The sequence below is a fragment of the Arthrobacter sp. AOP29-A2-19 genome (assembly GCF_058138025.1).
The window spans coordinates 3,847,693-3,860,276 of the sequence record NZ_CM176894.1 but is presented as its reverse complement, the minus strand read 5'-3'; the positions used below and the strand labels follow the sequence as shown (position 1 = coordinate 3,860,276).

General features: G+C 68.7%; 16 protein-coding genes. 12 read left to right on the top strand and 4 right to left on the bottom strand.

Features of this window, described 5'->3' with window-relative positions:
* Positions 1-71 precede the first annotated feature (71 nt).
* On the top strand, positions 72-371 hold the full coding sequence (locus AC3ZJJ_RS17960) for a DUF4193 family protein (RefSeq protein ID WP_489893185.1): 300 nt from the start codon (positions 72-74) through the stop codon (positions 369-371).
* 36 nt (positions 372-407) lie between these two features.
* Here the strand turns inward: AC3ZJJ_RS17960 and AC3ZJJ_RS17955 are convergent, their stop codons facing one another.
* Both AC3ZJJ_RS17955 and AC3ZJJ_RS17950 read right to left on the bottom strand, forming a co-directional pair.
* Positions 408-629, bottom strand: a complete 222-nt coding sequence (locus AC3ZJJ_RS17955; RefSeq protein WP_489893184.1) for a helix-turn-helix domain-containing protein — start codon at positions 627-629, stop codon at positions 408-410.
* Between the two features lie 114 nt (positions 630-743).
* The gene (locus AC3ZJJ_RS17950) at positions 744-1,115 is read right to left on the bottom strand and encodes a hypothetical protein (protein ID WP_489893183.1); all 372 of its coding nucleotides are present in this window, start codon (positions 1,113-1,115) and stop codon (positions 744-746) included.
* 205 nt (positions 1,116-1,320) lie between these two features.
* Here AC3ZJJ_RS17950 and AC3ZJJ_RS17945 point away from each other — a divergent pair, with 205 nt between their 5' ends.
* From AC3ZJJ_RS17945 to AC3ZJJ_RS17930, 4 genes are all read left to right on the top strand, one after another.
* A complete protein-coding gene (locus AC3ZJJ_RS17945) occupies positions 1,321-1,665 on the top strand; it encodes a hypothetical protein (RefSeq protein ID WP_489893182.1) in 345 nt (114 codons plus the stop codon).
* Positions 1,666-1,683: 18 nt separating this feature from the next.
* Positions 1,684-2,145 (top strand): MerR family transcriptional regulator, encoded by a 462-nt coding sequence (locus AC3ZJJ_RS17940; RefSeq protein ID WP_489893181.1) that lies wholly within the window; start codon positions 1,684-1,686, stop codon positions 2,143-2,145.
* A 71-nt stretch (positions 2,146-2,216) separates the two neighbouring features.
* Entirely contained in the window at positions 2,217-2,630 is a 414-nt protein-coding gene (locus AC3ZJJ_RS17935; RefSeq protein ID WP_489893180.1) for a (R)-mandelonitrile lyase, read from the top strand.
* Between the two features lie 20 nt (positions 2,631-2,650).
* A complete protein-coding gene (locus tag AC3ZJJ_RS17930; RefSeq protein ID WP_489893179.1) occupies positions 2,651-3,697 on the top strand; it encodes an NAD(P)-dependent alcohol dehydrogenase in 1,047 nt (348 codons plus the stop codon).
* A gap of 129 nt (positions 3,698-3,826) precedes the next feature.
* Here the strand turns inward: AC3ZJJ_RS17930 and AC3ZJJ_RS17925 are convergent, their stop codons facing one another.
* Entirely contained in the window at positions 3,827-5,131 is a 1,305-nt protein-coding gene (locus tag AC3ZJJ_RS17925; RefSeq protein WP_489893178.1) for a heparan-alpha-glucosaminide N-acetyltransferase domain-containing protein, read from the bottom strand.
* 337 nt (positions 5,132-5,468) lie between these two features.
* On the opposite strand from AC3ZJJ_RS17925, the gene AC3ZJJ_RS17920 reads away from it, so the two are divergent.
* Positions 5,469-5,861 (top strand): hypothetical protein, encoded by a 393-nt coding sequence (locus AC3ZJJ_RS17920; RefSeq protein ID WP_489893177.1) that lies wholly within the window; start codon positions 5,469-5,471, stop codon positions 5,859-5,861.
* Positions 5,862-5,938: 77 nt separating this feature from the next.
* Complete coding sequence (locus tag AC3ZJJ_RS17915) at positions 5,939-6,916, top strand: FUSC family protein (protein ID WP_489893176.1); 978 nt, start codon at positions 5,939-5,941, stop codon at positions 6,914-6,916.
* Positions 6,917-6,946: 30 nt separating this feature from the next.
* On the opposite strand, the gene AC3ZJJ_RS17910 is transcribed toward AC3ZJJ_RS17915, so the two are convergent.
* The gene (locus AC3ZJJ_RS17910) at positions 6,947-7,348 is read right to left on the bottom strand and encodes a VOC family protein (protein ID WP_489895897.1); all 402 of its coding nucleotides are present in this window, start codon (positions 7,346-7,348) and stop codon (positions 6,947-6,949) included.
* A 216-nt stretch (positions 7,349-7,564) separates the two neighbouring features.
* On the opposite strand from AC3ZJJ_RS17910, the gene AC3ZJJ_RS17905 reads away from it, so the two are divergent.
* From AC3ZJJ_RS17905 to AC3ZJJ_RS17885, 5 genes are all read left to right on the top strand, one after another.
* A complete protein-coding gene (locus AC3ZJJ_RS17905) occupies positions 7,565-7,957 on the top strand; it encodes a YciI family protein (protein ID WP_489893175.1) in 393 nt (130 codons plus the stop codon).
* On the top strand, positions 7,954-9,195 hold the full coding sequence (locus AC3ZJJ_RS17900) for an RNA polymerase sigma factor (RefSeq protein ID WP_489893174.1): 1,242 nt from the start codon (positions 7,954-7,956) through the stop codon (positions 9,193-9,195). Before AC3ZJJ_RS17905 ends, AC3ZJJ_RS17900 begins: the two co-directional genes overlap by 4 nt.
* Before the next feature lie 172 nt (positions 9,196-9,367).
* A complete protein-coding gene (locus AC3ZJJ_RS17895; protein ID WP_489893173.1) occupies positions 9,368-10,144 on the top strand; it encodes a FadR/GntR family transcriptional regulator in 777 nt (258 codons plus the stop codon).
* A gap of 1 nt (position 10,145) precedes the next feature.
* Positions 10,146-10,874 (top strand): cache domain-containing protein, encoded by a 729-nt coding sequence (locus tag AC3ZJJ_RS17890; RefSeq protein ID WP_489893172.1) that lies wholly within the window; start codon positions 10,146-10,148, stop codon positions 10,872-10,874.
* Positions 10,875-11,196: 322 nt separating this feature from the next.
* Positions 11,197-12,582: a protoporphyrinogen/coproporphyrinogen oxidase gene (locus AC3ZJJ_RS17885; RefSeq protein ID WP_489893171.1), complete on the top strand. Its 1,386-nt coding sequence runs from the start codon at positions 11,197-11,199 to the stop codon at positions 12,580-12,582.
* Positions 12,583-12,584 lie beyond the last annotated feature (2 nt).

The window sequence follows — 12,584 nt, the reverse complement described above, 5'->3', positions numbered from 1 at the left end:
CGAATGTCCACCCCGAACACGCCGGGAGCACTAATCTTCTTGGCAGGATTCACACGAGACAGGGAGAAAACGTGGCACAGGACTACGACGCCGTACGACCCGAGGTCGCTGAACGCAGCGAGGAGACCCTCAAGAATGTCCAGTCCATGGGCGCCCCGACCGCACGCACGGTCGTGGAGGAGCTCGACTTCGCCGACGGAAGCGATGCCCACGATCTGCCGGGCGCGATCGTCGAGGACGAACTCGTCGTCGCGGTCGTTCCCCAAGGCAGCGACGAGTTCGTCTGCCCGTCGTGTTTCACCGTCCGGCACCGCTCCCAACTGGTCCGCGATCCCGCGGGCGCGGGCCAGTGCCGGGACTGCATGGACTGACCGCACTCTGGATCCCGTGTTTCTGGACCCCTAGGGTCAGCCGGGCGGCGGTTGTTGGGCTTGTCCCGCCGCGGGCCGATCGGCCAAGTACTCCTTCAGTGCCATTGCAGGCACGCGGTAGGACCGTCCGAACCGCACCGCCGGCAGCTCCCCGGACTGCACTAGCCGGTACACGGTCATCCTCGACACGAACATCGCGGAGGCGATCTCCGCCACCGTCAGGTACTGCGCGTTGCCAAATTCCTGCAGGTCTACCACTGGTCCTCCTCTAAAAAAACCGGCATTGGAACCCCGCGCGCGCGGATGAGCCACCGGCAAGACGGGCGTGGCGCCCGTCCCGGGTCGGGACGGGCGCCACACGAGGGCTGTGGACTAGAACAGTCCGAGGAATCCCTCGTTGCCGTTGCCGGAATCGGTGACCGAGTCCAGCGAGGTGCCCCCGTCGACGTCGGTGTCCACGTCCGGGTTCGCGTCGGCGTCCACGTGGTTTCCGCTGAGGATCCCAGCCAGGACGCCCGTGACGTCCGCGTCGACGCCGTTGAGCACGTTGTTGCCGCTCGCGACGTCGCCGACGTCGACCGCGTCGTTGAGCGTGTCGCCGATGGACGTGTTGCCGCCGTCGACCAGCTGGTTGTCGCTGACGTTTGTCACGGTCTCGTCGGCGCTGGTCCGGGAGCCGTCCCACGTGTCGGCGCTTGCCATGCCGGCGCCGCCGACCATCACCGCGCCTGAAACCGCGGTCACTGCCAAAGTTTTCGTCCAGAAATTGCTGCGCATTATTCGAACCTCCATCATTGCTGCCGGGTCATTCGGACACCGGGGGTTCGGACCCACCGGGCAACTGGATTGGACGAGAAGCAAAGATGGCCAGAAGGAGCCGGAAAAGGCCCAGTCAGGCTCCGAAAAACCCGTCCTCCAGAACCTTCTGGGATATTGGTGGGGCAATGCAGTGCTCGTTCCCGTCCTTGGACTGTGCGGGTCTCTGCTGTGGCGGGCCCGGAACCGGCAGCGGAGAAACCGGCTCGGTCGGGCGGCCGCGGCAACAGGTTCGTTCGAGGGTTGGCTGCGGCACCCGAACGCGCTCCCGGACTCGTTGCGCCGCCGGTGGGGCTACGGCACGTCCCGGCTGACCGGCGGCGCCCTGGAGTTCCAGTTGCTCTCTGAACCGGACGGTCCCCCGCTGGGCCGCCCCTCGACCTACGCGGAGCTCGTCCGCCTGGGCATCCGGGATGTCCCGACGCGGGAGGCCATGGGACGGCCTCGCTTGGACCCCCGCTTGTCTTCAAGCACTTGAAGTTCCTATCGTTGACGGGTGAGCATTTCAAGCATCCGGCCCACGTACACCATCAAGGAGGCCGCAGCCCTGACAGGGTTGCCGGCCAGCACTCTGCGCTACTACGAAACCATCGGCGTGATCGCGCCGATCCGTCGCGGCGCCAGCAGCAAACACCGGGTCTATACCGAGGAGGACCTGGACCTGTTGACGTGGGTCGCATGCCTCAGTGCCACCGGAATGTCGGTCGCCGGCATGCGCCGGTACCTCGAAAACGGTGCCCTCGGACCGGACGCGGCCGCGCAGCAGATTGAACTGTTGCAGGCGCAACAGGAACAGCTGGCCGCCGAGGCGGAGGCCGTCGCCCTGCGGAGGCGCTATGTCGGGCTGAAGATCGGGTATTGGCAGGCGCTCCAGGCCGGCGACAAGGCCAGGGCAGAGCTGCTGTCGGACGAGGCGCGCACACTGGCCAACGACCTCAAGCGGACCAAGAAGCACTAGGGAACACGTGCCGGAACGCGGACCCAACGTTTCGCGGTATTCGGCGCGCCCAACGAGAGGAAGGACCGACGATGCAGTTCACCCGGAGTGGCGGCCAGACCGCCACCGGCCCCGAGTCCTGGTTCACGGGCACCGTCTACATCGACGGCGTGCGCAACCCCGACGGTCGGTCCGCGGTCGGTTGCGCCCACGTGCGCTTCACGCCCGGCGCCCGCACCGCCTGGCACACCCATCCCAAGGGCCAGACGCTGTACGTCACCGACGGGATCGGCTACGTCGCATCCCGCGGCGGCCAGGTGCGCGAGATACGGCCCGGCGACGTCGTCTACATCGAGCCCGGCGAGGAGCATTGGCACGGCGCCACCACGGACCGTTTTATGGCCCATGTCGCCATCCAAGAGGCCGACGACGACGGCCAGGTCGTGACGTGGGGGGAACACGTCACCGACCACGAATACAACAAGCCCACACCAACCTCCAACTGAAACCCCATAAGGAGAAAACCATGACCACCACCGTTCACGCCTACGCCGCCCCCGCTGCCGCCGAGGATCTGGTACCCACCAGCATCGAGCGCCGCGAGGTCGGACCGCGCGACGTCCTGATCGAGATCAAGTACGCCGGCATCTGCCACTCCGATATCCACACGGTGCGCGGCGAATGGGGCCCGCAGGCCTACCCGCTGGTGCCCGGGCACGAGATCGCCGGGATCGTGGCCGAGGTCGGATCCGAGGTGACCAGCCACGCCGTCGGCGACCGGGTCGGCGTCGGCTGCCTCGTCAACTCCTGCGGGGAGTGCAAGAACTGCGAGGCGGGCGACGAGCAGTACTGCCTCAACGGCTCGGTGGGCACCTACGGCGCCACCGACCGCGACGGGTCCATCACCCAGGGCGGCTACTCCACCCACGTCGTGGTCACCGAGGACTTCGTGCTCGGGATCCCCGAGGGCATCGAGCTCGACGTCGCCGCCCCCCTGCTCTGCGCGGGCATCACCACCTACTCGCCGCTGCACCGGTGGGGCGCGGGGCCCGGCAAGAAGGTCGCCGTCGTCGGACTGGGCGGGCTCGGCCACATGGCCGTCAAGATCGCGCACGCCATGGGCGCCGAAGTCACCGTCCTATCGCAGTCCCTCAAGAAGCAGGAGGACGGCCTGCGGCTGGGCGCGGACCACTACCACGCCACCAGCGACGAGGCCACGTTCACCGATCTGGCCGGCTCCTTCGACCTCATCATCAACACCGTCAGCGCCGCAATCGACGTCAGCGCCTTCCTGGGACTGCTGACCGTTGGCGGCGCCATGGTCAACGTCGGCGCTCCGGCCGAGCCCCTGCCCGTCAACGCCATGGCGCTCATCGGCGGTCGCCGATCCTTCGCGGGTTCGATGATCGGCGGCATCCCCGAGACCCAGGAGATGCTGGACTTCTGCGCCGCGCACGGCATTGGCGCCGAGATCGAGGTCATCCCGGCCGACAAGATCAACGAGGCCTACGAGCGCGTCCTCGCGTCCGACGTGCGCTACCGCTTCGTCATCGACACGGCCACGCTCGGCTAGCGACGCGGCCCGAACGGGCGTGGCGGATCCCCGCCGCCACGCCCCGGGCCGGAGCGAAGGTTACGCTCTCCACTGCCCGCAGCGACCGCGCCCGGGTGGACGGTTTCCACCAGGCTGCCACGTCTTCGATCACGTTGCGCCATTCTGCCGCCGCCTGCCGGAGGCGCGTTTATCCGGTGCTTGTGCCGGGCGGCGCCCGGTGCGGACCAGAGTGCGCAGCCAGCCGGTCGCGTCGGCGACGATGCTTTCGAGCGGCCCCTTGCCCACGGCCGCCTGCCACAGGACCGCCGCGAGCAGGAACAGTATGCACTGGATGGCGATGGCCATGATCGGGCGTTCCGAATCGAGAATGTCCGCGGCCTGGATGACGACGTGGGCGCAATAGAGCGTGAGCGTCATGGAACCGGCCGCAGCAAGGGGCGAGGCCGCCCTTCGAAGGTGCGGGACGGCGAGCAGCACGGCGCCGAGGGCGGCCAGCGAGGTTCCCAAGGTCTGCAGGATGGTCAACGGCGTGGACGTGTAGGGCGCCAAGATGGCCAGCCACCAGCCGGTTGTGGCCGGCAGCGCGTCGTCCCACGCGTCGGCCTCGCCGCCCAGTACAAGCATCTGGGCAATCTCGCCGCGGCCCAGGTCGGGCGTCGACGCAACCAGCTGCTCGAATCCACCGCCCGGGCCCATCAGGAACAGGGACAGAATCCACATGGACGCCGCCAGCGCGATCCCCCCGCCGAGCAGGCCGAGCCCGACCTTCCTGGACGTGAGATCCAGGCGCCCGACGGCGAGCCCGACGCAGATGTAGGCGAGCCAGGGCAGGGCCGGGTAGAACCCGGTGAGCAGCATGTCCGTGAAGAAGACTCCCGGGTGCGCGGCGGCCAGGCCGAACGTGTATTCGTCGTCGACCACGGGCCTGTCCGGCCACCACACGCGGACCAGTTGCATCGCCACCGGACCCAGGACCGCGAACCCGGCCGCCAGGACCAGCAGGGCCCTTCGCCCCAGCCCCAACAGCGGGACGGCCAGCAGGAACAGGATTCCGTAGTACGGCAGGATGATCGCGACGGTGGTATCGGTCGGTCCCAACAGGAGGCCGAGGCCGGTGATGATCAGGGCGCGCAGGGCCAGGGCGGCACGATTCGCCGTCATGGCCCTGCCAACCGGCGGCCGCCTGCCGCCCGAAAGCAGCGCGATGGAGATGCCCGCGATCAGGGCGAAGAGGGCGGCGGCGCGGCCCCCGAGCAACGTCCAGACGAGCCTGGGCTCGCCGGTCTCGGTCATGGCGGGAAGAACGTTGACGACGACGATCCCGATCAGCGCCACGCCGCGCGCGACGTCGACGCCGACGAGCCGTCCTGACGTTGGCTGCGGCCGCAGGGTGGGCGCCGCGGGGTAATCTTCGCCCACCGCGCTGGGGCGGTTGGCTTGGACAAGTGACACGGTGGATTCCTTCTTTTCTGGGTTGGAGGGGTCGGAGCTGATGACCCCAACAAGCCAACCGCCAGACTGTCACTGGGCTGTCACGCGCCGCCCGGGCCTTGGTGGCGGAAAGCGAAGAATGCCAATAATCCGCCGGCGATAGGAAACTGCCAGATCGGCCTCGCCGCGGACCGGAGCACCGCCACAACGGGCGCTGGACTCCTGCTTGCCGCCGATTCCCCGTGACGCCACCGGACCGCACGACGGCGGCCGCGGAAGCGTCTCCGCCCCCGGAACTGCGGGAACTGGGCGGCATTCGCGACTAGGCATTGCCGCATCGGCGTTGCCGGTGCTGCGCATGACCATCAGCCTGATCCTCCGGCGACGCCCCTTGCTCACCACGCTGTTCACCCTCGTGCTACTCACCGCCGGAACCGCGATCGGCCTGCTCAACGCCGACGCGCGGCTGATGATGGCCCGCGAGATGCCCAGGACGGCAGCCGACGAGTGGCACCGGTCCTGGGAGACCAGCGGGGCCTTCCGTCGGGCGATGCGCGGCATGACCTGGGGCTTCGGGCTGGCCTTCCTTATCGACGCCGCGGCACGGGTGGTCATGAGCTACACGCTCCCGCTGGACCTCGTCCCGGTGGCCTCCACCGCACTCCTTGTCCTGTTGCTGGTCGCCGTCGTCCAGACGGGCAAGGCGTGGGGACGCCACCGCTTGTCGCAGCCCACGGACGCCCCGCCCTGACCGCGCGTCGATCAACACGGGTCGGAGCGCCAGCCGTCCCCTTGGCCGCGTCGGCTGCCTACCTTGTTGCCCCGCTGATGCCGGGCGTCACCGACGAGTACCCCTACTATGCGCCGCTGGGGGCGCTGATCAGCATGTACCCGACGCTGATGGGCTCCGTGAGGGCCGGCCTGCAGACAATGGCCGGCCTGGCCATCGGGATCCTGCTGGCGTGGTCGGTCACCGCCCTGGGCATTCCTCCGCTGCCGGGAGTCGCCTGCGTCGTCCTGGCCGGCTTCCTGATCGCCGGCAGCGGATGGCTCGGCGCGGGGAAGGAATACGTCCCCATGGCGGCGATGTTTGTGCTGGTCATTGGCGGACCCAACGCGGACGCGTTCTCGCTTGGATATCTGGCGCAAATGGGGCTGGGCGTCGCCGTCGGGCTGGCCGTCAACCTTCTGATCCTGCCGCCCTTGCGACTGGGCGCGGCGGGGCTGAAGATATCCGACCTGCGGACAACCCTCGCGCGGCAGTTGGACGACATCGGCGACGCCTTGGCCGAGAGCTGGCCGCCGGCGCACAATGACTGGTCCCGGAAGACCCACGAATTGGAGCGCGCCGCGACCACGGTCCGCCGCGTTGTGGTCGACGCGGACCAGAGCCGGAAGGGCAACCCGCGCGCCAGGCTCCACCACAACGACCTCCCGTCGGAGTACGCGGACCTGAGGACACTCGAAGGCATCACCTTTCACGTCCGCGACCTCGGCGAGGTGCTCTCCGCCGCGGTCTGGGGAAAACCCTTCCCCGTCAAGCTTCCGCCCGAACTGTGCGCACCGCTGGGCGCGGCCCTGCACTCCGTCGCGGAACTGCTGCGCGCATGGAACTCCGGCACCGGCGTCGACGCCGAACTCGCCGACGCCGACGCGGCGCTTCAAGACGTCATCACCACGATGGACCAGCAGCGGCAACAGGGCGCCGGAGCCCTCTCCCCCGCGGGGTCCGTGGCCATGGCCCTCAAGCGGATCATCGACGGGATTAGGCTGCGCACGGACCGGGACCGCACGGACTCCCCGTAACGCCGGATGGGCAGGCGCCCGGCGCGCCGATCACTGCGCCGGCTCGTATCCGACGAGCCAGTGGAGGCCGTGGCGGTCGATGACCTGTCCGTCCGACGCGCCCCAGGGCTTCGGGGCCAGCGGGTCGACGACGCGGCCGCCCTCCGAGAGCCTGTCGAACCACTCGTGGAGCACCTCGGGTTCTGCCGCGCCGAGCAGCGAAAGCATCAGTCCCTCGAACCGGACGGATTGCCCGTCCGCCGGCGCGTCCGATCCAGCCAAGGCGACGACGCCGTCGAGGACGCCGTGCGCGATCGCTTCGGGGTCGCCGTCCGTCGCGCCGAAGTCCGCCCTGGTGTGGAGGGAGAGTTCCCCGCCGAAAACATCCGCGTAGAAGCCGAGGGCCTCGCGCGCCGTGCCGGGGAAGCTGATGTAAGGCTGCGGTCCCCTCATGCGTCCGCGTTCCGGAATGCAGGGCTGGGTGTTGGTGGCGTCCATGATTTGGTTCCTGTCTATCGTTTTGTCTGTCGTCTGGTCTGACGTGGGGAACGTCGTAGCCGATGCCGCGATATCGACAAACTAGGGTGGTCGATGTCGAGCAGATCATTTCGGCGTCGACGTATCAGGTGCCAGGACCGCACGGTCCACGTCCCGCAGGAAGGCGGAACCATGAAGTTCGTTATCCTCATCCACTCCAATCCACAGCCATGGGGGCACCCCACCGGCGACTTCATTGCAGAGAACCGGAACGTTCCGAAGGAACAGCTCGAACAGATGAATGCCGAGTTCGGCTCCATGCTCTCGCAGCTGGAGGCCAGCGGCGAGCTGCTGACCAGCGGAGCGCTGGGCGACCCGGCGACGTCGAAGCTCTACCGGTGGGAGGACGGCACGCCGATCGCAACCGACGGCCCCTACGCGGAATCAAAGGAGCAGTTCGCTGGATTCTTCGTGATCGACGTGCCGACCCGCGATCGGGCCGAACAGGTCGCCGCGAGCTTCTCCGGCCCCGGGGAAACCATCGAGCTGCGCCCCCTGATGTCGCCGGGCGCCGACGACGCGTGAGCCCCGACCGCTGGGAGGACGTGTGGCGCATCGAGACGCCACACGTCCTCGCGGCACTGCTGCGCCGCAGCGCCGACTTCGAATCGTGCGAGGACGCCGTCCAGGAGTCGCTCCTGGCGGCCGCCAACAAGTGGCCCACCGAGGGAACGCCGCGCAACCCGCGTGGATGGCTCATCCGGGTTGCCTCCCGGAAGCTGATCGACCACCAGCGCAGCCACGCGGCCCGCGCCCAACGGGAACTCGACGCCGCGGCACAAGATCCGGCCGAGTACGCCGACCCCGCGCACAATCCCACCGCGGCCAGCGGTGACGACACGCTCCAGATGCTCCTGCTGTGCGCACACCCCTCCCTCAGCGTCGCGTCCCAGGTCGCGCTGACCCTGCGCGCCGTGGCGGGCCTGTCCACGGCGCAGATCGCCGCCGGCTTCCTCGTCCCCGAGGCGACCATGGCCCAGCGCATCAGCCGGGCCAAGTCGACCCTGCGCACCGCGGGGGCCAGGTTCGAGGCACCAACCCCGGGGGACCTGCCCGCCCGGCTGCACGTGGTGCGCCACGTCCTGTACCTGACCTTCAACGAGGGGTACGCCATGTCCAGCGGTTCGGGCCTGGTCGACGCGGACCTTGCCGACGAGGCGATCCGCCTCGCCGAACGTCTGCACCGGTCGACGCCCGGGGACACGGAAACGGGCGGCCTGCTGGCCCTGATGCTCCTGACGCACGCACGTACACGCGCCCGCACCGACCAATACGGCGAGCTGGTGCCGCTCGCCATGCAGGACCGAACCCTTTGGGACCAGGACGGGATCGCCCGCGGCACGACGCTACTGGAGGAGTGCCTTCCCACGGGAGGCATCGGTCCGTTCCAGCTGCAGGCGGCCATCGCCGCCGTCCACGGACAGGCCGCCACCGCAGAGGCGACCGACTGGACGCAGATCACCATGCTCTACCGCATGCTGGACCGGTTGGGCCCCTCCCCCACGGTGGCCCTCAACCTCGCCATCGCCGTCGGCATGGCGCATGGCCCGGCCGCCGGGCTCAGCGCCCTGACCCCGCTGCTCGGGAGGCCAGACCAGCGGCGCAACCACCGCGTCCACGCCGCCCACGCCCACCTCCTTGACATGGCGGGGTCAACGACGGAGGCGCGGGACGCCTATCGTCGGGCCGCGAGGTTCGCCGGCAGCGTCCCCGAGCAGCGGTACCTCAACCGGCAGGCAGAGCGTGCGGACGATCCCGCGTAGCGCCAGAACCCCTGCGCCACGTTCCCGCAGGGGCGTTCGTCCGGCATTTCGGGCCTTTTCTTGCCGGCCACAACCCCGGTGCCCGCCCGCCAATATGCAAAGATTGAAGGTAATTGGAAAATCGCCGCCCGCGGGCGGCGTTCTCCGGCGGTTGAGGCTCAGGAGGGTCGGGATGCAGAGCGCGGCGATGTCCTCCTCGGCGCTGGACCTGTTGCTCCTGCTGAGGGGAAGCGAGCCCGAGGGGCTGGGACGCGCGGACCAGGTCTCCTACCAGATCGAGACGGCGATCCTGATGGGAATTCTTGCCGAGGGAGACCGGCTACCCACCGAGTCCGTGCTGGCCGCCGAACTGGGGATTTCCCCGATTACCCTGCGCCAATCGCTGGCCACGCTCCGCACAAAAGGCCTCATCGAGACGAGCCGCGGCCGCACCGGCGGCAGCGTGGTCCGACGCCAGATCGAGCTGACGGACAGGGAGCAGCGGCACAAGCTCCGCGAGACCAGCACGGAGGCGTTGCGCGACCTCGGCGACCTTGGCGCGGCCATCTCGTCCATGTCCGCCCGCCTGGCCGCGAGCCGTGCGGACCCGCAGAACGTGGAGCACCTGCAGGACCTGGTGCGCCGCCACCGCGACGCCGATGACGAGCGGACCCGCAAGCGCATGGACAGTCGCTTTCACGTCTCCGTCAGCATTGCGGCGCAGTCGAGCCGGCTGACATCTGCGGCCCTGCAACTGGAGGCCGAGCTGATGACCCTTTGGTGGGGCGATTCGAATGCGGCCGACGGAAGAGACGCGGCGGTCACGGAACACGAGGCCATCGTGGACGCCATCCGGAGCAAAAATCCCGACGCGGCGGCGGCCGCCGCGGAGCTGCACAGCCGGAGCCTAACGGAGTCGCTGATAGACCAACATCTGGCGCTGAACATGCTGCCCGAGCAGGGAACGTGACATGGAACCGGTAAGAGAAGCACTCGAGCGGACGGCAGGGACCCTTTCGGCCGGCATCAACGGCGTCTTCGGGGACCTGGAGAAGATTGCGGCATCCGTTTCCGATGCCGCAGCCAGCGCCCACGGCAGTCCGCCGCGCAGCGCGTTCCAGTTCCTGAAGCGGGACCTGGCCGGGTTCATCCAACGGCACTCGCGGCTGATCGTCGGCGCCGGCATCGCCTTCGCCCCGGGCAGCCTGCCCGAGTCCCCCCACTGGCTCGAGTGGTGGCGCGCCCACCCCTCGGCGCCCGAGGGGCACACGCACTTCGTCACCCACGACCTGAACCCCGACTCGCTGAACTACTACGACTACACCAGCCGGGAGTGGTTCACGGCCCCGTCCGCCAGCGGCGCGCCCGTGGCCGTCGGACCCTACGTGGACCTGGGTGGCATCAACGTCAGCATCATCACGCTCAGCGTTCCCGCCCCGACGCCGCAGGGCACCCACATCCTGGGCGGTGACCTGACTCTGGCGAAGCTGGAGAAGGCGTTCCTTCGGGAGCTTCGGATGCGCGAGCCCTCCGTGGTCCTGCTCGGCCCCAACGACCGGGTCATCGCGTCCAACGACGCACGCATCGCCACCGGAATACTGCTTGGCGAAGAGGACCTGCGCGCGGTCGAGCACTCCGTGGACGTCTGCCCCGACGAGCCGGGCCGGATTCCTTGGAAGCTGATTAGCCTCCGCACGTAGGCCCGCGCCCGCCCGAGCCGCTCCGCCCCCTCACACCGCTGCGCCACCCGCCCCTTCCCCGCCGGGCCGCTTCACCCTGCCTGCCTAGCCAGGGCACACCTCCGCCTTGCCATGCCCACTCGCGCCTCGTTGCGCGGAGGTAAATCCTTCCTCATATCCTCAAAACCTATTGCATTAATCATACAATGTAGTATCTTTTACATGTGACCGGAGCCACACCAAGAAACGGTAGGGCTTTGGATCCCGGCCCGGCCTCCCGCCAGCCCGGATCGCCCGCCGAGGCGGGCCGTATCCCCCTATTCCTTAAGAAAGAAGATCAACCATGAAAGATGTGGTCATTGTCGGCGGCGGCCTCGCCGGCCTTTCCGCCGCATGGCGGCTGCGCCACTGGGACGCGCTCCTCCTGGAGTCGGACAGCCGCATCGGCGGCCGTATCCGCTCGGAGCGCCGGGGTTCGTACTGGCTGAACTGGGGCGGGCACGTCTTCGCCGGGGCCGGTTCCTCGACCGATGCCCTGCTCAACGAGGTCGGCGTGACGGCCGTGCAGATCCCCGGCTCCCTTCAGGGCCTGTCGATGAACGGCAAGTTCATCCGCGAGGGACACATCGCCAGCTATCCGTTCCGCATCCCGATGTCCCTGGCCTCCCGATTCGACACCCTGCGCGCCGGGATGAAGGTGGTGGGCGGCGTCGCGAAGTACACGCGCGTTGTCCGCAAGCGCCCCGGGGAGTCCGGCGCGATGCGCCAGCAGCGCATCTACGACTTCCAGAACGACCGCTCGTTCCAGGATTTCATCGGCAACCTCTCCGAGGACGCGGAAGCCCTGTTCAAGACCACCGTCACCCGCTCCGCCGGCGACATGGACGAGATCTCCGCGGGAGCCGGCATCGGATACTTCAGCCTGGTGCTGGGGTTCGGTCAGGGCCTGAACCGGGGCATAGTGGGCGGCCCGTCGACCCTCACGGAATCGATCGCCGCCGCCCTCGGCGAGCGCGTCCAGCTGGGCGCCACCGTGCGGGAGGTCGTTCACAAGAAGGACTCCGTCGTCGTCCGGTACAGCCAGAACGGCGCCGAGCAGGAGGTGGAGGCCCGCGCCGTGGTCCTCGCCACCACCGCCGACGTGTCGCACCGGATCGGCGTGGACCTCCCCGAGGACCTGCGCGGCGCGCTGGGCCAGATCAAGTACGGCCCGCACGTCAGCACGGCCTTCCTCACCGACGAGACCTCGGCCCGGCCGTGGGACGACATCTACGCCATCGCGGCCCCGAAGCGCTCGTTCGCGATCGCGCTGAACCAGGCGAGCATCGTCCGCGGCACCGAGTCCGTGCGCAAGCCCGGCGGCAGCTTCATGACCTTCTCCCCGGCCGCCCTGGGACGGGCCCTGCTGGAAAAGAGCGACGACGAAGTCATCCAGACACACCTCGCCGACCTCGACCAGGTGCTCGGACACGGATTCGCCGACAGCGTCGTCGAGGCCAAGGCGGCCCGCTGGAAGGTGGCGTCACCCTACTCCTTCCCCGGCCGCGCAAAACTCCAGTCCACGCTGATGCGCGGAACGGACCGCGTGTTCCTGGCCGGCGACTTCCTCGGAACCCTCTACACCGAAAGCTCCATCACGTCAGGCTTCTCCGCGGCCCAGGAAGCCGCCAGCCTGCTGGCCACCCACCGCCAGTCACCGCCCCAGCCCGGCATCACCATCGCCGCCTGACC